Annotated in this window: 15 protein-coding genes; 14 read left to right on the top strand and 1 reads right to left on the bottom strand. The window is 62.9% G+C overall.

Annotated elements, in window-relative coordinates; genetic code table 11:
- Nucleotides 1-613: 613 nt before the first annotated feature.
- Nucleotides 614-1624, bottom strand: coding sequence for an AraC family transcriptional regulator (locus tag LJY18_RS08205; protein ID WP_238041333.1), 1011 nt, complete (start codon nt 1622-1624; stop codon nt 614-616).
- A 204-nt stretch (nt 1625-1828) separates the two neighbouring features.
- Between LJY18_RS08205 and LJY18_RS08200 the strand changes: the two genes are divergently transcribed.
- From LJY18_RS08200 to LJY18_RS08135, 14 genes are all read left to right on the top strand, one after another.
- Complete coding sequence (locus tag LJY18_RS08200) at nt 1829-3013, top strand: acetyl-CoA C-acyltransferase family protein (protein WP_238041332.1); 1185 nt, start codon at nt 1829-1831, stop codon at nt 3011-3013.
- Between the two features lie 78 nt (nt 3014-3091).
- Nucleotides 3092-3742 (top strand): TetR/AcrR family transcriptional regulator, encoded by a 651-nt coding sequence (locus LJY18_RS08195; protein WP_238041331.1) that lies wholly within the window; start codon nt 3092-3094, stop codon nt 3740-3742.
- 77 nt (nt 3743-3819) lie between these two features.
- Nucleotides 3820-4719, top strand: coding sequence for a crotonase/enoyl-CoA hydratase family protein (locus LJY18_RS08190; RefSeq protein WP_238041330.1), 900 nt, complete (start codon nt 3820-3822; stop codon nt 4717-4719).
- A 319-nt stretch (nt 4720-5038) separates the two neighbouring features.
- Complete coding sequence (locus tag LJY18_RS08185; RefSeq protein WP_238041329.1) at nt 5039-5668, top strand: TetR family transcriptional regulator C-terminal domain-containing protein; 630 nt, start codon at nt 5039-5041, stop codon at nt 5666-5668.
- Between the two features lie 125 nt (nt 5669-5793).
- Nucleotides 5794-6519, top strand: coding sequence for a response regulator (locus LJY18_RS08180; RefSeq protein ID WP_238041328.1), 726 nt, complete (start codon nt 5794-5796; stop codon nt 6517-6519).
- Nucleotides 6516-7313, top strand: coding sequence for a substrate-binding periplasmic protein (locus LJY18_RS08175; protein WP_238041327.1), 798 nt, complete (start codon nt 6516-6518; stop codon nt 7311-7313). The genes LJY18_RS08180 and LJY18_RS08175 overlap by 4 nt, the downstream gene beginning before the upstream one ends.
- Nucleotides 7310-9598: an ATP-binding protein gene (locus LJY18_RS08170; RefSeq protein ID WP_238041326.1), complete on the top strand. Its 2289-nt coding sequence runs from the start codon at nt 7310-7312 to the stop codon at nt 9596-9598. Before LJY18_RS08175 ends, LJY18_RS08170 begins: the two co-directional genes overlap by 4 nt.
- A gap of 127 nt (nt 9599-9725) precedes the next feature.
- Nucleotides 9726-11222 (top strand): Na+/H+ antiporter NhaC, encoded by a 1497-nt coding sequence (gene nhaC, locus LJY18_RS08165; RefSeq protein WP_238041325.1) that lies wholly within the window; start codon nt 9726-9728, stop codon nt 11220-11222.
- 252 nt (nt 11223-11474) lie between these two features.
- Nucleotides 11475-12266: an enoyl-CoA hydratase/isomerase family protein gene (locus LJY18_RS08160; protein WP_238041324.1), complete on the top strand. Its 792-nt coding sequence runs from the start codon at nt 11475-11477 to the stop codon at nt 12264-12266.
- Nucleotides 12267-12295: 29 nt separating this feature from the next.
- Nucleotides 12296-13456, top strand: coding sequence for an acyl-CoA dehydrogenase family protein (locus LJY18_RS08155; RefSeq protein WP_238041323.1), 1161 nt, complete (start codon nt 12296-12298; stop codon nt 13454-13456).
- Between the two features lie 10 nt (nt 13457-13466).
- Entirely contained in the window at nt 13467-15572 is a 2106-nt protein-coding gene (locus tag LJY18_RS08150) for an acetate--CoA ligase family protein (protein ID WP_238041322.1), read from the top strand.
- A 10-nt stretch (nt 15573-15582) separates the two neighbouring features.
- Complete coding sequence (locus tag LJY18_RS08145; protein WP_238041321.1) at nt 15583-17193, top strand: 5-guanidino-2-oxopentanoate decarboxylase; 1611 nt, start codon at nt 15583-15585, stop codon at nt 17191-17193.
- A 19-nt stretch (nt 17194-17212) separates the two neighbouring features.
- The gene (locus LJY18_RS08140) at nt 17213-18403 is read left to right on the top strand and encodes a pyridoxal phosphate-dependent aminotransferase (protein ID WP_238041320.1); all 1191 of its coding nucleotides are present in this window, start codon (nt 17213-17215) and stop codon (nt 18401-18403) included.
- Complete coding sequence (locus LJY18_RS08135; protein WP_238041319.1) at nt 18396-19814, top strand: aldehyde dehydrogenase family protein; 1419 nt, start codon at nt 18396-18398, stop codon at nt 19812-19814. The genes LJY18_RS08140 and LJY18_RS08135 overlap by 8 nt, the downstream gene beginning before the upstream one ends.
- Nucleotides 19815-19939 lie beyond the last annotated feature (125 nt).

The following is a 19939-nucleotide window of genomic DNA, read 5'->3' as shown; positions in this document are numbered from 1 at the left end:
CTTTAAAATAAGGGGATTTATGAGGAATTATTGAATGTGGTTGGAGCTGGTAGGACTATAACTCACCTTTATGGGGTGCTAGGGGTAGAGTGTTCGAATCACTCCGTCCCGACCATATAATCCTAAAAAATCCAGTCACTTAGCAGTGACTGGATTTTTTTATGGGCGAGTATTTTGCGTTGATTCAGAATTTCCCCCCACTTTTTGCCCCGCCGAGTGAGTGTGCGGTTCCAATTTGTACTTAGCAGAGCTACTTGGCTCGGTTGTGGGCTTTGAGGGGGGAGGGCGTCGTGGCTCACCCTCTGCGTGCCCCCTTATGGATTGCCCGCCGATTGTGTCCGCGCGAGTGGCTTTCCTGGTGGCTGAATCGCCCCTGGTTTTTTAGGCACTCTCCCTACTCTGGAAAAAGCGATTTTCAAACGCTACCGGGGATAGCTGATTGTTGAAGCCATGTCGTCGTTTTGGGTTACCCAGCCAGCCAGGCAGGCCGTCCTCGGTCACTTGCTTGACTGCTTCCATCTTGAATTCTTCGGGGGTAACGCGGGTTGCTCAGGGCACCTCCTAATGGGCCTAATTTTAAGGTTGGGAGATGCCTACGAAACTTCGGGGTGTTTCAGCTTGGGCGTTGTTTCAACCGATAGCTGCCCGGACTCTCTCCTGTCCAGTGCTTGAACGCTCGATGAAACGCGCTTGCTTCACGGAAACCTGCCATCTCTGCAATTGCCGTGACACTCAGGTCGGTGTTGCGCAGGTAGTCAAAGGCTATGGTGCGGCGCACTTCATCCTTGATCTCTTGAAAGGAGAAACCTTCCCGTTGCAGCTGGCGACGGAAGCTGGTGACGCTCAAGGCGCGTTCGAGGGCAAAGTCCGCCAGGGTCGGCCATTGCTCGTAACGGCAATTGCGCAGTCGTCTATGCACCTGAGCGCTCAGTCCTTGGCGATTGCTGAAGCGGATGATTACCCATTGCGGAGCCGTGCGCAGGAAGGCTTTTAGCGAGTCTAGATCCTGCACAACGGGCAGTTTCAGATAGTCGGCATCGAACTCGATTTCGGTATGTGTGGCCTCGAATGTCAGATCCGGTCCCCATAGCAGGTGATCGTCATCATGGGCGGGTCGCGGGTGGCCAAATTGCGTACGACTAATCGGTATGCGTCGGCCAGCCAGCCAACACATGAGGCTGATGACCACCGTCAAGAAGGTTTCCTCGAGGATGCTGCGCAGGAACGGGGACTCTTGGCGATTGTGCAATGTGATCACGGCGTGTTTTCCGCGCAGCGACACACTGCCCTGGATATCCCTGAGAAACAGCCGGCAACTGGACAGGCATTGGCGCAGCGCCTGACCAATGGATGCTGTCTGGATCAGGCCTCGGCAGATCAAGGAGAAACTGCCCACGGGCATGCCGTGGGAGTCGTAGCCAAAGAACTCATCGTCCAGTTCTTCGGCTACCACCAGCCACAACTTGGCAAATGCCGTGGCCGGTACCCGAGCCGCACTATCGCAGAGCAGCTGCTTAGGTATACCTGCCTGCGCCAAGAGAGCATCCATTCGAACTGGTTGATCGCGCAGGCGATACAGCGCCGCCTGGACGAAATAAACGGACACCGAATCTTTCTCTTGCATGGCCTTGATCCGTTGCGAATCCACTCATTGGGGTGGCAAAAAACATCAGCCACATCGGCTATTTTCGGCATAGGCCCGCACTGGCCTGGTCTTTAGACTAACTGGATGTTTGCGCCAGGCCGGTTCGATGCCGTGTCCTTCCTGGTCGTTGTTAATCAGTCGAATCAGGCCGCGTCCGTCGCGGCCAAGCCGCCGGAGTGCCCTATGCCCAACCCCGAAGTTTACATTGTCAGCGCCGTGAGAACCGCAATCGGCTCCTTCGGCGGTACGCTTAAGGACATCCCGCTATCCTCGCTGGCTACGACAGCGGTGTTGGCCGCTCTGCAGCGGAGCGGTTGCGCCGCCGAGCGCGTCGGCCATGTGGTAATGGGCAACGTGATCCCGACCGAGCCGCAGGATAGCTACATCTCGCGTGTCGCCGCCCTCAACGCCGGGATTCCGCAGGAAACCCCCGCGTTCAACGTCAATCGCCTGTGTGGTTCGGGTTTGCAGGCGATCATCTCGGCGGCCCAGAGCCTGCTACTGGGCGAAACCGATATTGCCGTTGCGGGCGGTGTCGAAAGCATGAGCCGTGGCCCATACCTGCTGCCCGGTGCTCGCTGGGGGGGGCGTCTTGGCGATATGCAGGCCGTCGATTACATGCTGGGTATTCTGCATGACCCCTTGCATCGTATTCATATGGGCATCACCGCGGAAAATGTTGCCGAGCGCTATGGCATCAGTCGTGAAACACAGGATGGCCTGGCTCTTGAGAGCCAGCAGCGCGCAGCCCGGGCGATAGCTCAGGGGCATTTCCTCGGTCAGATCGTGCCGCTCGAAATCAAAAGCCGCAAAGGCACTCAAGTGTTCGAGGTCGATGAGCATGTCCGTAATGACTTTTCACTCGAGCAGCTGGCGCGAATGAAACCTGCTTTTAAGGAGGGCGGCAGTGTGACGGCCGGCAATGCCTCAGGACTCAACGACGGCGCCTCGGCGCTGGTGTTGGCCACGGGTGCGGCGCTACAGGCCGACAATCTGCGTCCGTTGGCCCGTCTGGTCAGTTATGCGCATGCCGGTGTCGAGCCCGAGTTTATGGGGTTGGGGCCCATTCCTGCCACGCGCTTGGCACTTAAACGGGCCGGACTGAGCGTCGCCGACCTGGATGTGATTGAGTCCAACGAGGCATTTGCCGCACAGGCCTGTGCGGTGGCCCGCGAACTGGATTTCGATCCGGCCAGGGTCAATCCGAATGGTTCCGGCATCTCCCTTGGTCATCCTGTGGGTGCCACGGGTGCGATCATCGTCACCAAGGCCATCCACGAACTGCATCGTATTCAGGGTCGTTATGCCTTGGCGACTATGTGCATCGGTGGTGGCCAGGGCATTGCCGCGATCTTCGAGCGAGTCTGATGACTGTCGGGCGCGCCACTGGTTCTGGGCGGGGAATGGGTCGATATGCATAGCCGGCGCGCACCCTGTAGTGCTCCCGTGGCATTGCCCACAGGCTCCGGCGAAGCCCCGTTCTCGCGGCTGGAACAGATTCGGCACAAGGCACTTGAGTTGTTTGCCGAGCGCGGCTTCGCCCGGGTCAGCATGCGCGAACTTGCCCTCCACGTGGAGATCGGCTGCGGTTCCCTGTATCACCATTTCGAAAGCAAGGAGCGCCTGCTGTTCGAGCTGATCGAGGAGCTCTATGACGATCTGCTCGAAGCGGTTTTCACCACGTCCCGGGGCAACGCTCATGAGCGCCTGCTAAGCCTTTTGTGGGCGCATATCGCCCTGCATGAACGGCGCAGTTTGAATTTTATGATGGCCGAGCAGGAGTTCCGCTGCCTTTCCCCACAACACCAGAAGCAGATCCAGCAGATGCGCCAGCGCTATGAGGACAGCGTCCTGAGGCGCTTGCTCGATGCCGGCGCCACGGGCCCGATTCGGCTGCTCAGGGCGACTGTGCACGCTGTGATTGCGTGGCTGAACAATCTGCCGAGTTGGCTGCAACAGTCCGCTTTGGAACCAGCGGAGCGACAAGCACTGGTCAAGGGGATCGTCTTGGGCTCGCTGTCCGGCGTCATCCAACAGCCGCTACATGTTGGCAATCCAGCCATAGTGCCCTTGCCGGGCCATGGCGCAACCGGGTGATGCCTCGCTTCGGGGCTCGAGGCATGCCCGGCGCCTACATGGCGTTACGATCAAAGCCAGACCACGAGGATGATTCGATGAACTATGCAACGCTGGACTGGCATGTCGACGATGGCTTGTTGAAGCTGACACTCAACCGACCCGAACTGTTGAATGCGTTTACCGTCGAGATGGCGGGCGAGCTGGAGCATGCCTTCAAGCGCGCCAGCGTGGATGATGACGTTCGCGTGGTATTGGTGACGGGCGCGGGTCGAGCTTTTTGTGCCGGCATGGATCTGTCGGTGGAGGGCAACGTTTTCGGCCTGGATGAGACTCTCTCGCCCAGCCTGAGGGACATGCACGAAGGCATTGATACGCCGGAAATTCGTAACGGGGTTCGCGATACCGGCGGTCAAGTGACCTTGGCCATCCAGGCCTGCCGCAAGCCTGTGGTTGGCGCGATTAATGGCCCTGCGGTAGGCATCGGGGCCACCATGACGCTGGCGATGGATTTTCGCCTCGCCTCGGAAAAAGCACGCTTTGGTTTCGTTTTCGGTCGTCTTGGCATCGTCCCCGAAGCCTGTTCGAGTTGGTTTCTGCCGCGCATCGTAGGCTTGCAGCAAGCGCTGGAGTGGGTCTACACCGCCGACATATTTGATGCGAACGAAGCTCTGCGTGGCGGCCTGGTTCGCTCGATTCACAGCGCCGACGCACTGCTGGAAGAGGCTGAGGTATTTGCACGACGACTGGTGCAGGATCGCTCGCCCGTTGCCACCGCGCTCAGCCGGCAGATGCTCTATCGAAACAGTGCACAAGCCGATCCGTTTGAGGCGCATCGCATCGAATCGCTGGCAATGTTCTACACCAGCATTGGTGATGGCAAGGAAGGTGTCGCAGCCTTTCTCGACAAACGTGCGCCACGCTTTGTCGGCAAGGCTTCAGAGCTGCCCGCGTTCTACGAGCAGTGGACGGCTAATATCGCCGATGAACAAACATGAAGGCTATGCCTGAGTTGGTCGGTGTAACAGGCTAAGCGGGATAAGAAATCTCCGCAGGCCGGAAGTGGAGCATGGCAGCGGGTCAGTTCAACATCTGAATTGCCCTGCATTCCAGGTTCAACCTCAAGCGGTCTGAACGGTTCTAAACATGCCTTTCAGAGCCCGACGCATGTTCACTGGAGATGGTTGCCAATCAGGCGGCTGGCGCCATTATCCAAGCCTGGTTTGCGCGCAGCCATACCCCTGTCGGGTAGGTAAGGTCACCGATCTTGCTGTACATTCGTTCAAATCGATCGGAATCAGCAATGGAGTTGTCGGCATGACCCTGGGAACGCGTTTCTCTCGCCTGGAACCTGAACAACGTAAGGCGCACTTGGTCGAAGCGACTCTGGTGTGCCTCAAGCGCCATGGCTTTCAGGGAGCCTCGATCCGCAAGATATGCGCCGAGGCGGGGGTGTCGGTCGGCCTGATCAATCACCACTACCGGGGCAAGGAAGAGCTTGTGGCTGAGGCTTATCTGACGGTCACCGGGCGGGTTATGGGGCTATTGCGCGAAGCCATCGGAGCCACTGCAGCAAATCCCAGGGCGCGGTTATCGGCGTTATTTCGTGCGTCGTTTTCCCCCGAGGTACTCGCCCCCGAACTTCTCGACGCTTGGTTAGCGTTCTGGGGGGCAGTCAAAACGGCCGAAGTGATTAATCTGGCCCACGAACAGTCTTACGGTGAATACCGGGCCATCCTCGCGCTCGCCCTGTCAGAGCTGGCTGAATCGAAAGGCTGGACCGACTTCGATGCCGAACTTGCGGCCATCGGCCTGAGCGCTCTGCTCGATGGCCTGTGGTTGGAGTACGGGCTCAGCAGTGCGACTTTCACTCCGGCGCAGGGTGTGCAGATCTGCGAAGCTTGGGTCGATGGCCTGCAAGTGAGCGGCTTTCGTCGTTGTGTGTAGCCACTCTTTGAGGCTATTGATCATTCGTTCAGTAATGACTACATTGGCTGGCAAAGCAAGTACCCTGTTTTACCCAAAATAAATCCAAGAGTTGGCCGCGCCTATGTTGCGGTGGGGGCACAGTGATGACGACAAAACCCTGTGTACTGATCGTTGATGACGATCCAGTGATCCGCGAATTGCTCGCATCCTATCTGCTGCGCGATGGTTATCAGGTGCACTGCGCCGAGACCGCGGAACAGGCTGAGGACAGGCTGCTGGAGTTCCCGGTAGATCTGGTCATGCTGGACATCCGCTTACCGGGTAAGGATGGCCTGACCCTGACGCGTGAGTTACGCGTGCGCTCGGAGGTGGGGATCATCCTGATCACCGGCCGTGATGATGAAATCGACCGTATCGTCGGCCTCGAGTGCGGCGCCGACGATTACGTGGTCAAGCCCTTCAATCCGCGTGAGCTGGTGTCGAAGGCGAAGAATCTGGTGCGCCGTGTGCGCCACGTTCAGGCGTTACAGCCGCAGGCGAAAGCCCGCCATCTGAAGTGTTTCGGCGACTGGGCTCTGGACGTGGATAGGCGTCGGCTGGTGGCCGCCGACGGTAGCGAGGGCCTGTTGACTCAGGGCGAGTTCCAGCTGCTCAGCGTGCTGCTGCGCAACGCCGGGCACACCCTGAGCCGCGACCAACTGATGGATCAGATCCGCAACCGTGAGTGGCTACCGAATGACCGATCGATCGACGTACTGGTTGGCCGTCTGCGGCGCAAGTTGAACGACGACCCGGCCGACCCGCAGTTGATCATCACCATTCACGGCGCCGGTTACCTGTTCAGCGCTGCGGTCAGCAGTAGGCAATGACTGTTCCCCTGCGCCTGGCGCTGCTGCTGGCTGGACTGTGCCTGAGCGCGGCGAGCCTGGCGGCGCCTGCGCCTGCGCCTGTGCGCTACTGCGATTATCCGGTGTATCCGCCGATTTCCTGGAGCGATGCCAGTGGCGAGGTGCAGGGCCTGGCGCCCCGCGCGGTGCGCGAGGTGGTCGGCCGGCTCGGCCTGCCGCTGGAGGTGGTGGTGCTCGGCAACTGGAAGCGGTGCCTGACGGATGCGGCCGAGGGCCGTGTCGATCTGGTGATTGCCTACCGCTCGGCCGAGCGCGAGCGCAGCTTGCTGTTCAGCCAGGTGGCCCTGTTGCGCGAAGAGGTGGCGGTTTTCTACAACCGGCGCAAGCCACTGGCGGTGACCCGACTTGAGGACCTGGCGCGCTATCGCGGCGGCCTGCTGTTTGGCGAGAGTTATGGCCAGGCCTTCGACCGTTTCGTGGCCGTTCATGGCAATGTCGAGTGGGTGGCCAGTAATCGGCAGAACTTTGGCAAACTGATCCGCGGGCGGATCGACTTCATCGCCCATGAACGGCGCACCGGCAAGCTGTTCCTCGAATACCTTCCGGGCGCCGACGAGATCGAGGTGCTGCCGCTGACCCTGGCCGTGGACCACCTTTATTTTGCGGTGTCGAAGCGCTCGCCGCTGGCGGCGCGGATGGCCGATATCGACCGGGAGCTGCAACGTCTGGCGAGCAGTGAGTACGTCGAGCGCTGGCTGCGGGAAAGCGAGCATGCTTATCGGCTGCTGCAGTCGCAGTCGGACAGGCAGCCGTGAAGTCCTGGGCCGTGTCACCGTCCGGCGAGTTGTCGCGACGCCTGTTGCGTTTCATTCTGCTGTTCAGTCTGTGCTTCACCCTGCTGGCCAGCGCCCTGCAACTGTACTTCGAGTATCGTCGCGAGATGCAGGGCATCGTCTCGCGACTCGAGTTGATCCGCAGCGGTTACCTGGCCAGCATCGAGCGCAGCCTGTGGGACCTCAACCAGGCTCAGTTGGACGTGCAACTGCGCGGCCTGGTCGACTTCCCCGATATCGCCTGGGTTCGGCTGCGCAGTACCGATTTCGATCTGTTGCAAGGCCATCAGCTGCCCGCCGACGCGGCGCGCACCGAGCGCTTCGGTCTGAGTTACCGCATGGCCGATGGCGAATTGCGCGCACTCGGCTCCCTGGAGATAGGCGTAGATCTGGAGGCGGTACACCGGCGTTTGTATGCCAGCGGCTTGACCAACCTGTTGTGGATGGGGCTGTTCATCTGCGGCCTGGCCATAACCCTGTCCTGGTTATTCCACCGTCTGGTGACTCGCCACCTGCTGGCCATGGCGGCCTTCTCGAGGCAACTCGCCGGTGGCGAGTGGCAGCTGCCCTTGCGTCTGGAAAAAGGCCGCGGCGCGGCAGAGGATGAGATCGATGCGGTGGCCCATGCCCTGGACGAGATGCGCCAGGCCATAGTCGAGGATATGGGCCGGCGCGAGGCTGACCGCCTGGCCCTGCAGGACAAGAAGGACGAACTGCAGAAGATGGTCGAGCGGCGTACCGCCAGTCTGCACAGCGCCAAGGAGGAGGCCGAAGCGGCCAACCTGGCCAAGTCACGCTTCCTTGCCACCATGAGCCACGAACTGCGTACCCCGCTGAACGGCATACTGGGCATGGCCGAGCTGCTGCGCGACGCACCTCGGGACAAGCTCGGCCAGCGGCGCTTGCAGGCCTTGCACAAGGCCGGCGAGGGGCTGCTGGCGTTGCTCAACGATCTGTTGGATTTCGCCAAGCTGGAGGAGGGCGAGGCCCGCGTCGAGCCGGTGGGCTTTTCTCTGCAACAGTTGCTGGACGAGGTACTCACCTTGCTCGAGCCTCGGGCGCAGGCCAGTGCCAGCCAGCTCATGAGTCACCTCGATCCGGGCCTGGGCAGCTACTTCCGCGGCCCCGAGCAGTTCCTGCGGCAGGTTCTGACCAACCTGTTGGCCAATGCCATCAAGTTCACCCACCACGGGCGGATCCAGCTGCAGGTGGCGCTGCTGCAACAGGATGCAGGACGCCAGCGCCTGCGCATCCAAGTGGAGGATGACGGTATAGGCATCCCCGAGGCGATGCAGGCGCGGATCTTCGAGCGCTTCGTGCAGGCCGACGAACAGGTGGCCAGGCGCTATGGCGGTGCCGGACTTGGTTTGGCCATCTGCAAGCGTCTGGTGCAGGCCATGGGCGGCGAGATCCACCTGCACAGCCGCGAAGGCCATGGCAGCCGGTTCTGGTTCGATATTTGGCTGCAGCAGGCGCAGCCCCCGCAGCCGCTCGCGGCCAGTGCGGCACTGGAATCCCCCCCTGAGGCTCGTCATGTGCTGGTGGTGGAAGACATTGCGCTGAATCGCGAGGTGGCCCAGGGCCTGTTGGAGCGCGAAGGGCACCGGGTGAGCCTGGCCGAAGATGCTGCGCCGGCCCTGCGCCACTGCCAGGCATGCCGTTTCGACCTGATTCTGCTCGATGTGCAGCTACCGGGGCTGAGCGGAGTGGAGCTGTGTCGACAAATTCGTCAGGACCCGCTGGGGGCCAATCGGCAGACGCCGATCTTCGCCTTCACCGCCAGCCTGCAACCGGCCATGGTCCAGCGCTACCTGGATGCCGGTATGCAGGGGGTGATTGCCAAGCCGATCCAGCTGCCGGCCTTGCGTCAGGCCCTGGCCGGCATGGTGCAAAATGAGCTGGTGATGGCGGGCGAGGCACTGCTCGATCCGCACGTGTTGCACACCCATCGCGAAGCGCTGGGGGGCGGTAAACTCGCCCAGCTGTTGCGCCTGCTGCAAGGCCTCCTGCAGCAACAGGGCGAGCTCTTGCTGACGGCCCTGCAGGCCTTGGACTACCCGGAAATCGCCGGCACAGCCCATCGCCTGGCCAGCGCCAGCGAGTCACTCGGCGGGCGGCAACTGGCGGTAATGCTGCGCCGTCTTGAAGCGGCCGGCGAAGCGGAAGTCGAGACCCTCTGTATGGAACTGGCGGAACCGCTGCGCCAACTGATCGCGGACACCCAGCAGGCGATTAGGCAAACCCTGGTGCAGCTGCCCGCCGTGTAACAGTCGCGTTACCACTTCTTACATCTTCTTTCCCGGTGTTCAACGGGGGCTTACATCGCTTGCCAATACTCAAGGCGGAACCGGGCACTGGTCCCGGTAAAACCTTGGTCTTTGGGAGATAACAACAATGAAGCTCCGCAAACTGTCCGCTCTGGACGCGCTGCTGGTCGGCGCCGTCCTGCTGGCACTGATCGCCGGCTCGCTGAGCCTGTTCGACGATCCGATGTCCGGTCCGCTGCAACTCGCGTTGATCATGGTGGGCTGCTTTGCCGCCTTGATCGGCATGAAGAATGGGGTCACCTGGGGTGAACTGGAGCGCGAGATCGTCGCCACCAACGCCAAGACGGTAGGGGCAATCTTCATTTTTCTATCGATCGGCGTGCTGATCGGTGCCTTTATCATCGCGGGTACAGTGCCAACCCTGCTGTATGCCGGGCTCAGCCTGCTGTCGCCGGCCTTTTTCTACCCCCTGGCTTGTATGATCTGCGCCATCGTCTCGCTGTGCATTGGCTCCTCCTGGACCACCGCTGCGACCATCGGCGTGGGCCTGATGGGCACCGCCCACGGTTTCGGCCTGTCGGCGGAAATAACCGCGGGTGCGGTAGTCGCGGGCGCCTATTTTGGCGACAAGATGTCGCCGCTGTCGGAAACCACCAACCTGGCTCCGGCCGTGGTGGGCTCTGATCTGTTCGCCCATATTCGCCACATGAGTTGGGTGTCGGTCCCCAGCTTCCTGATTGCCCTGGTGCTGTTTTCCATCCTGGCGCTGACTGCGGATATCCAGGGTGAAGCCGTTTCCAATGTCGGCGAACTCAAGGCGCAATTGGCCGGCTCGTTCAATATCGCCTGGTACAACCTGATTCCACTACTGGCCTTGCTAGGTCTGTCGGTGCGCAAGGCGCCGGCCTTTCCAGCGATCATGCTGTGCAGCATTCTGGCCTGTGTGTTTGCGGTGCTGTTCCAGGCGCCGGTGATCGAGCGCTTCATGGCTGATAGCGGGCAGACCGGTGCGCTCATGGTGGTTAAGGCATTGTGGACCGTGATGGCCACCGGCTTTGTTTCGAGCAGCGGTAACGAGGTGGTCGACAGCCTGCTCAGCCGTGGCGGCATGGCCGGCATGGTGTTCATGGCCTTCCTGGTGTTCTGCTCGATGATGATGACCGCCGTGCTCGAGCGTATTGGCTTCATCCGCTTCTTGCTCGCTTTGATCGTGCGCAGCGTGCACTCAGTCGGCGCCTTGATCGGCGCGACCCTGGCCACCAGCATCGGCGTCAACGTGCTGACCGGTGACCAATACCTGTCCCTGGTACTGCCTGGGCAGATGTGGAAGGAGGAGTACCGTCTTCGCGGTCTGGCTGCGGTCAACCTGTCACGCACCATCGAGGACGGCGGCACCGTGACATCCGCGCTGATCCCCTGGAACGCCTGCGCCGTGTACATGGCCGCGACCCTGGGGGTCGCCACCCTGTCATATGCGCCTTTCGCCTTCTTCAACTGGATCAACCCGATCATCGCGCTGATCTACGGCATCTTCTGTATCAAGATCCTGCCGCTGGTCAGCCACGACTCTGAGCCTGAGCCGCAACTCGCCTCAGCCAAGCCGCTGGTCGGTGCTGCCGGCTAACCACGGGCTTCGCTGGGTGCATCACACAGGCCTGGCCGGCAACGGTCAGGCCTTTGTTTTGCTGCTGTAAGCGGTTGTTCGAAGTTGTAACGCGTGGTCGGTTAAAAATATAAAACCTATTAAATACAGATAGATAGAGTGTTTTTCTAACTGCGGTAATTGATTGCCATGCTATTGAACAAGTGTTTAGTATTGCCTCTCGGAAGGGCGTGTATCCCGTCCTTCTCACCAAAATAAAAGCCGAGGATTCTCATGAGCACTGCATCGAGTCTGTTGACCCAAGTGGAAGGCGGCGTCGCCTGGATCACCCTGAATCGCCCCGAGCAACGCAATGCGTTGGACATTCCCACGCTCAAGGCCTTGCATGCTTTGCTCGATGAGCTCAGCGCCGACTCCGCCGTGCGCGTGTTGGTGCTGACCGGCAGCGGCAGAAGCTTCTGTGCCGGTGCTGATCTGGCCGAGTGGGCTGCGGCCGAGGCGCGTGGCGATCTGGAAAGCTACGGCTGGACCGAAGCCGCCCATGCCCTGATGACTCGTCTGCATGCCTTTGCCAAGCCGACCATCGTCGCCATCAACGGCACCGCGGTCGGTGCCGGCATGGATCTGACCCTGTGCTGCGATTTTCGTCTGGCCGCGCAGTCGGCACGCTTCAAGGCCGGCTACACCAGCATGGCCTATGCCCCGGATGCCGGCGCCAGCTGGCACCTGCCGCGCCTGATCGGCAGCGAGCAGGCCAAGCGCCTGTTGTTTCTCGACGAACTCTGGGGCGCCGAACGGGCCCTGGCTGCCGGCCTGGTCGGTGAAGTCTGCGCCGATGAGCAGTTGCTGGCAGTGGCCGGCGAACTGGCGACGCGCCTGGCCAGCGGGCCGACCTTCGCCTTCGCCCACACCAAGACCCTGATCGAGGCCGGCGCCCAGCGCAGCCTGGCTCAGCAGCTCGAGGCCGAGCGCCAAGCCGGCCTGCTCTGCGGTCGCAGTGAGGATGGCGCCGAGGCCCTGCGCGCCGCCATGGAAAAACGTGCCCCCCTATTTATTGGCCGCTGAAGCGCCGCCTTACACCACAGGACATAGTGATGAATTTCCAACTCAGTCATGAACACGAAATGCTGGTCGACACGGCGCGCAGCTTCGTTGAAAAAGAATTGCTGCCCCATGAAGAGGTGGTCGACCGCGCCGATGCAGTCTCCCCCGAGTTGGCCGCAGAGATTCGCAACAAGGCGATTGCGGCGGGTCTGTATGCCTTCAACATGCCCGAAGAAGTGGGCGGCGGTGGCCTGGACTATTTCTCCCAGGCCCTGATCGAGCGTGAGTTGTCCAAGTGTTCATGGGCCCTGCATGTATTTGTCGCGCGGCCGTCGAAAATTCTCATGGCGTGCAAGGGTCAGCAGATCGACGACTATCTGCTGCCCACCGTGCGCGGCGAAAAAATCGACTGCTTCGCCCTCACCGAGCCGGGTGCCGGCTCCGATGCCAACGCCATCAAAACCCGCGCGCTGCGCGATGGTGATGACTTTGTGCTCAATGGCAGCAAGCACTTTATCAGCCACGCCGGTCACGCCGACTATGCGATCGTCTTCGCCGTCACCGACAGCTACGAGAAAAACGGCAAGAAGCGCAACGCCGTGACCTCCTTTCTGGTCGACCGCGACACCCCTGGGATGACCATTCGCCGTGGGCCAAAGTGCGTGAGCAACCGCGGTTATCACACCTATGAAATATTCTTCGACGACTGCCGCGTACCCGCAAGCAAAGTCCTTGGTGAAGTCGACAAGGGGTGGGAAGTGGCCAACGCCTGGCTGACGGCAGGCCGCGTGATGGTCGCCGCCAACTGTGTCGGTCAGGCCCAGCGCGCCATGGATCTGTCGCTGCAATGGGCAGCCGACCGCCAACAGTTCGGCAGGCCGATCGGCACCTATCAGGGTGTGTCGTTCAAGCTGGCCGATATGGCCACGCAGATTCGCGCAGCGGAGTTACTGGCGCTGAATGTCGCCTGGAAGATGGACCAGGGCAGCATGACCGATGCCGACGCCGGCATGGCCAAGCTGTTTGCCAGCGAAGTACTGGGCAAGGTGGCCGACGAAGCGGTGCAGATATTCGGCGGCATGGGCTTGATGGATGAAGGTCCGGTGGAACGCATCTGGCGTAATGCGCGGATCGAGCGGGTCTGGGAGGGCACGTCTGAGATCCAGCGTCACATCATTTCCCGTGAAATGCTGCGGCCGCTGTTGCGCTAAGGGGATCGTCATGAGCCAAAGAGATAACCTCAAGCGCCTGCTGGCGCCGCGCCATCTGGCCTTTATCGGCGGGCGCAGCATGGCCCGCGCCCTCAAGCGCTGCGCCGAAGGCGGCTATGCGGGTGACCTGTGGTTGGTCAATCCGCAGCATGCCGAGCTGGAAGGCGTGTCCTGCGTCGCCAGCATCGCCGAGTTGCCCAGTGGGCCGGATGCGGTGTTTATCGCCACTAACAAGGAGTTGACCGTGCAGGCGGTGGCTGAACTGGCCGCCAAAGGGGCGGGCGGCGTCATCTGCTACGCCTCCGGTTTCGCCGAAACCGGCGCCGAGGGCGAGGCGCTGCAGGCCCGTTTGCTCGAAGCCGCTGGTGACATGGCCCTGCTCGGGCCGAACTGCTACGGCCTGCTCGACTACCTGCACGGCGCCGCACTGTGGCCGGTGGCCCATGGTGGCGAGCAGGTGGAGAAGGGCGTGGCGGTGCTGACCCAGAGTGGCAACTTCGCCTACAACCTGTCGATGAGCGACCGCTCGCTGCCGGTGGCCTACATGGCCTCGGTGGGTAATCAGGCGCAAATGGGCGTCGCCGAGCTGATGGACGTGCTGCTCGACGAGCCACGCGTCACCGCCATCGGCTTACACCTGGAGGGGCTGAAAAACGTTCCCGGTTTCGCCCAGGCAGCGCACAAGGCGCTGGAAAAAGGCATCCCGATCATCGCCCTGAAGACCGGGGTATCGCAGATCGGCGCCGAGTTGGCACTCAGCCACACCAGTTCCCTGGCCGGCTCCGATGCCTTGTATGACGCGCTGTTCGAGCGCCTCGGGGTGATCCGCGTGAGCGGCCCGGTGAGCTTCGTAGAAACCCTCAAGGCGGCGGCCTGTGGCAATTTGCCGGCGGGGCCGAGCCTGGCCGCAATGGCCTGTTCCGGTGGCGATGCCGGGCTGATTGCCGACTACGCCGAACGCAACGGCCTGGGTCTGCCGCCGCTGGACGACAAGCAGCGCAGCGAACTGGCCGAGGTGTTGCCGAGCTACGCCAATATCGTCAATCCGCTGGACTTCACCACCGCCATCTGGGGCGAAAGCGAAGCCCTCGAGCGAATGCTCGACAGTGTCTTGCGCAGCCCGGCCGATGCCGCTCTGCTGGTGCTCGACTATCCCGATGAAGCCTCGGCTGAGCGCCCGCAGTGCGACCTGCTGCTGGAGCTGTACTGCGCCGCCCTGGCGCGTCACGGCAAACCGGGGTTCGTCGCCTCGGCCTTCCCCGAACTGCTCCCGGCCAGTGCTCGCGAGCGTCTGCACGCGCACGGCGTGGCGGCTCTGCAGGGGGTCGAAGATGGCCTGGCGGCCTGGGGTCGTATCGCCCATTACCGGCAGCGCCGCGAGGCCCTGCTGGCGCGCGGTGAATCGGCCCTGACGCCGATCTGCCCACAAGCACTGACGGGCAGCGGCCGCTTGCTCGATGAGTGGCAAGCCAAGCAGGCCCTGGGCGGTTTCGGCCTGCCTTTGCCTGAGGGCATGCTGAGCACCCCCGGGCAGGTGCTGGAGGCGGCTCAGGCGTTGGGTTATCCGCTGGCGCTCAAAGTGGTCAGTGCCGATTTGCCGCACAAGACCGAGGCCGGTGGCGTGGCGCTCAATCTGGGCAACGCTCAGGTTCTGCAGGCGGCGCTCGACGACATGCGCGTCAGTCTGGCGCGGCATGCTCCTGAGCTGGCCTTCGAGCAGGTGCTGCTGGAGCGCATGGCGCCGGCGCCGCTGGCCGAGCTGATCGTCGGCATCAAACGTGAGAACGGCTTTGGCCTGGCCCTGGTGCTCGGCGCCGGCGGGATTCTTGTGGAGTTGCTCAAGGACAGCCGCAGCCTGTTACTGCCGACCACCGATGCGGCAATTCGCGAGGCGCTGCTGAGTCTGCGTAGCGCACCGCTGCTGCAAGGTTTCCGCGGCCGCCCGGCGGTCGATCTGGATGCCCTGGTGCAGGCGATTCGCGCGGTGGCGGAGTACGCCTGCGAGTACGCCGAGCAGCTGCTGGAACTGGACGTCAACCCGCTGCTGGTTAATGCCCAGGGCGCCGTTGCCGTGGATGCCCTGATCCGCCTCGGCCAACCCGCCGATCATTGTTGAGGACCACCCCATGACAACAACAAAAGCTTTGACCGGCGGCCAGGCGCTGGTGCGCCTGCTGGCCAATTACGGCGTAGACACCGTATTCGGGATTCCCGGGGTGCACACCCTGGAACTCTATCGCGGTCTGCCCGGCAGCGGTATTCGCCACGTGCTGACCCGCCACGAGCAGGGCGCCGGCTTCATGGCCGACGGCTATGCGCGGGTGACCGGCAAGCCCGGGGTGTGCTTCGTCATCACCGGCCCCGGCGTGACCAATGCCGCCACGGCGATCGGCCAGGCGCATGCCGACTCGATCCCGATGCTGGTGATCTCCAGCGTCAACCACAGCGCCAGTCTCGGCAAGGGCTGGGGTTGCCTGCACGAAACCCAGGATCAGCGGGCGATGACCGCGCCGATCACCGCCTTCTCGGCCGTGGCCACCAGCGCCGAGGACCTGCCGCAACTGATCGCCCGCGCCTATGCGGTGTTCGACAGCGAACGGCCGCGGCCGGTGCATATCTCGGTGCCGCTGGATGTACTCGCCGAGCCGATCGCCCGCGACTGGAGTGCCGAGGTGGTACGTCGGCCAGGCCGTGGCCTGCCGAGTGCCGAGGCGCTGCAACAGGCCGCCGACAAACTGGTTGGCGCCAAGCGGCCGATGATCATCGCCGGCGGCGGTGCCCTGGAGGCCGGTGCGGCACTGGCCGCGCTCAGCGAACGGCTGGCGGCGCCGCTGTTCACCAGCGTCGCCGGCAAGGGCTTGTTGCCACCACAGGCGCCACTGCATGCCGGTGCGACCCTGTGCGTCGAACCCGGTTGGCAGTTGATCGAGCAGGCCGACGTGGTGCTGGCAGTCGGTAGCGAAATGGCCGATACCGATTTCTGGCGCGAACGCCTGCCGCTGACCGGCGAGCTGTTGCGGGTGGATATCGACCCGCGCAAGTTCAACGATTTCTACCCCTGCGCAGTGGCGCTCAAGGGCGATGCGCGGCAGACCGTCGAGGCGCTGCTGGTACGTTTGCCGCAGCAGGCGCGTGATCCAGCGTCGGCAATTGCCGCGGTGGCCGGGCTGCGTGCGGCGGTCGAGGACGGCCAGGGGCCGTTGCAACGCATTCATCAGGCCATTCTGGCGCGCATCGCCGCCGTGCTGCCGGACAACGCCTTTATCAGCACCGACATGACCCAGTTGGCCTACAGCGGCAACTACCTGTTTGCCAGCCGTGCGCCGCGTAGCTGGTTGCACCCCACCGGATACGGCACCCTCGGCTACGGTCTGCCGGCGGGTATCGGCGCCAAGCTGGGCGCCCCCGAGCGGCCTGGCCTAGTGCTGGTCGGCGATGGCGGCTTTCTCTATACCGCCCAGGAATTGGCCACCGCGGTGGAAGAGCTGGACAGCCCGCTGGTGGTGTTGCTGTGGAACAACGATGCCCTGGGGCAGATCCGCGACGACATGCTCGATCTGGACATCGAGCCGATTGGCGTATTGCCGCGCAACCCGGATTTCGCCGCGCTGGCCGGTGCCTTTGGTTGCCAAGTGCGCCAGCCGCAGAGCCTGGATCAGCTGCAAGACCAGCTGGCGGCGGGCTTCAGCCATCCCGGCGTGACCCTGATCGAACTCAAGCACGCCTGCGCCCAATAAGGCGGGCAAGGAGATCTAAATGCGTTTTTCCACCCTGACCCAACGTATCGCCGGTGACGGCGCCGCTGCCTGGGATATTCACTACCGTGCCCTGGCTCGCCAGGCGCTCGGTGAGGACGTGCTGCTGTTGTCGGTCGGCGACCCGGATTTCGACACTCCGCAGCCGGTGGTGCAGGCCGCCATCGACAGCCTGCTGGCCGGCAATACCCACTACACCGAGGTCACCGGCAAGCGTGCGCTGCGTGAAAGCATCGCCAAGCGCCATGGGCTGCGCAGCGGTCAGGCAGTCGATGCCGAGCAGGTGGTGGTGCTGGCCGGCGGCCAATGTGCGCTGTTTTGTGTGGCCCAGTGTGTGCTCGAGCCCGGCGATGAAGTGATAGTCGCCGAGCCCATGTACGTGACCTACGAGGCAGTGTTCGGTGCCTGCGGAGCCAAGGTGATTCCGCTGCCGGTGCGCCCCGAGCATGGCTTCCGGGTACAGGCCGAGGACGTCGCTGCGGCCATCACGCCGCGCACCCGCGCCCTGGTGCTGAACAGCCCGCACAATCCGTCCGGCGCCAGCCTGCCGCGCACCACCTGGGAGGCCCTGGCCGAGCTGTGCATTAGCCATGATCTGTGGCTGATTTCCGATGAGGTGTACAGCGAGCTGCTGTACGAGGGTGAGCATGTCAGCCCGGCCAGCCTGCCGGGCATGGCCGAGCGCACCGCGACCCTCAACAGCCTGTCCAAGTCCCACGCCATGACCGGCTGGCGGGTCGGCTGGGTGGTGGCGCCGCCAGAGCTTGCCGAGCACCTCGGTAACCTGGCGTTGTGCATGCTGTATGGCTCGCCGGACTTTATCCAGGACGCCGCCTGTGTCGCCCTGGAGGCACAAATGCCAGAGTTGGAGGCGATGCGTGAAGCCTATCGGCAGCGACGCGATCTGGTCTGTGAGTGCCTCGCCGACTGCCCCGGATTACGTCCTCTGAAGCCAGACGGTGGTATGTTCGTGATGGTCGATATCCGCGCCACCGGGCTGTCTGCCCAGGATTTCGCCGACCGCCTGCTCGACCGCCATGGCGTCTCGGTGCTGGCCGGCGAAGCCTTCGGTCCCAGCGCTGCCGGGCATATACGTCTGGGCCTGGTGCTCGGCAGTGCGGCGTTGCAGGACGCCTGCCGGCGCATTGCCCGCTGCGCTGCCGAACTGGTCGAGGAGCCGTGTCATGCATAAGCACACCCAGTTGTTTATCGATGGAGCCTGGGTGGCGCCCGCAGGCAATGGCCTGGCCGAGGTGCTCAATCCGGCGACCGAGCAGGTCGCAGGGCTGGTGCCGTTGGGCGACGAGCGTGATGTCGAGCGTGCGGTGCAGGCCGCGCGTCGGGCCTTCCCAGTCTGGGCCGCGACCTCGGCCAAGGTGCGCGCCGGCTATATCCAGGCCCTGGCCGATCAGCTCGAGGCCCGCGCCGACGAGATGGCGGCATTGATCACCGCCGAGCTGGGCATGCCGGTGCAATGGTGCCGGTCTATCCAGGTCGACGGGCCACTCGAAGGCTTGCGCCACTACGTAGAGGTCGCCGCCTTGATGGATGAGGTGCGCGAGGTCGGCAACTCCCTGGTGCTGCGCGAGCCGGTGGGGGTGTGCGCCTTCATCAATCCCTGGAACTACCCGCTGCACCAATTGCTCGGCAAGCTCGCTCCGGCTCTGGCGGCTGGCTGCACCGTGGTGGTCAAACCGAGTCAGGAGACGCCGCTGCATGCCTTCCTGCTGGCCCAGATTATCCAGTCCATCGGCTTGCCGGCGGGGGTGTTCAATCTGGTCAGTGGCCCAGGCGCCAAGGTCGGCGAAGCGTTGGCCAAGCACCCAGAGGTGGACATGGTGTCGTTCACCGGTTCCACCGGTGCCGGGGTGCGCGTGGCCCAGGCCGCCGCGCCGTCGGTCAAACGCGTGTGCCTGGAGCTGGGCGGCAAGTCGCCGCTGCTGATCGCCGAGGATGCCGACCTGGCCGCCGCAGTGCGCCACGGCGTGCAGGACGTGATGCTCAACTCCGGGCAGACCTGCACCGCCCTGACCCGCATGCTGCTGCCGGCCAGCCGATACGCCGAGGCCCTGGAACTGGCCATCGCGGAGACCGCTAGCCTGCGCCTGGGCGATCCGCTGGATCCGCAGAGCTTCCTCGGTCCCATGTGTTCGGCCGGACAGCGGCGCACGGTGCGCGATTACATTCGTATCGGTCAGGATGAAGGCGCGCGCCTGCTCTGTGGTGGCAGCGAACTACCCAGCGGGCTCGAGCGCGGCTTCTACCAGTTGCCGACCCTGTTCGCCGACGTCGACAACCGCATGCGTATCGCCCAGGAAGAAATCTTCGGCCCGGTACTCTGCCTGATCCCCTATGCCGACGAAGCGCAGGCCGTGCAGCTGGCCAACGAATCGCCGTTTGGCCTGTCCAGCGGCGTCTGGGCCGGTACTCCAGAGCGCGCCTTGCGTCTGGCGCGGCAGTTGCGCGCGGGCCAATGCTTTATCAACGGGGCGGCCTTCAATTACCACGCGCCCTTCGGCGGCTACAAGCAGTCGGGCAATGGTCGCGAATGGGGCGAGGAGGGGTTGGCCGAGTTTGTCGAAATCAAGGCCGTGCAGTGTTGAGGCACGGCTTTTCGTGTTTTTCCTAGGGTGGGTTAGCCCCCGCAGCGGCGTAACCCACCATGGATGCCCTCGGTATCGGCCATATTGGCCTGATACCCGCTTGGTGGGTTACGCCTTCGGCTAAC

Source organism: Pseudomonas sp. MMS21 TM103 (genome assembly GCF_022132145.1).
In the GTDB taxonomy this organism is placed as follows: domain Bacteria; phylum Pseudomonadota; class Gammaproteobacteria; order Pseudomonadales; family Pseudomonadaceae; genus Aquipseudomonas.
Note: the sequence above shows the minus strand (reverse complement) of the source record. Positions and strands in the feature narration are given on the sequence as shown.

Excerpts from the sequence above, each read along its gene's own strand:
- LJY18_RS08200 (WP_238041332.1), top strand. The coding sequence starts at position 1,829 with ATGCCCAACCCCGAAGTTTACATTGTCAGCGCCGTGAGAACCGCAATC.
- LJY18_RS08205 (WP_238041333.1), bottom strand. The coding sequence starts at position 1,624 with ATGCAAGAGAAAGATTCGGTGTCCGTTTATTTCGTCCAGGCGGCGCTG.
- LJY18_RS08185 (WP_238041329.1), top strand. The coding sequence starts at position 5,039 with ATGACCCTGGGAACGCGTTTCTCTCGCCTGGAACCTGAACAACGTAAG.
- LJY18_RS08145 (WP_238041321.1), top strand. The coding sequence starts at position 15,583 with ATGACAACAACAAAAGCTTTGACCGGCGGCCAGGCGCTGGTGCGCCTG.
- LJY18_RS08150 (WP_238041322.1), top strand. The coding sequence starts at position 13,467 with ATGAGCCAAAGAGATAACCTCAAGCGCCTGCTGGCGCCGCGCCATCTG.
- nhaC (WP_238041325.1), top strand. The coding sequence starts at position 9,726 with ATGAAGCTCCGCAAACTGTCCGCTCTGGACGCGCTGCTGGTCGGCGCC.
- LJY18_RS08175 (WP_238041327.1), top strand. The coding sequence starts at position 6,516 with ATGACTGTTCCCCTGCGCCTGGCGCTGCTGCTGGCTGGACTGTGCCTG.
- LJY18_RS08140 (WP_238041320.1), top strand. The coding sequence starts at position 17,213 with ATGCGTTTTTCCACCCTGACCCAACGTATCGCCGGTGACGGCGCCGCT.
- LJY18_RS08160 (WP_238041324.1), top strand. The coding sequence starts at position 11,475 with ATGAGCACTGCATCGAGTCTGTTGACCCAAGTGGAAGGCGGCGTCGCC.
- LJY18_RS08190 (WP_238041330.1), top strand. The coding sequence starts at position 3,820 with ATGAACTATGCAACGCTGGACTGGCATGTCGACGATGGCTTGTTGAAG.
- LJY18_RS08135 (WP_238041319.1), top strand. The coding sequence starts at position 18,396 with ATGCATAAGCACACCCAGTTGTTTATCGATGGAGCCTGGGTGGCGCCC.
- LJY18_RS08155 (WP_238041323.1), top strand. The coding sequence starts at position 12,296 with ATGAATTTCCAACTCAGTCATGAACACGAAATGCTGGTCGACACGGCG.
- LJY18_RS08180 (WP_238041328.1), top strand. The coding sequence starts at position 5,794 with ATGACGACAAAACCCTGTGTACTGATCGTTGATGACGATCCAGTGATC.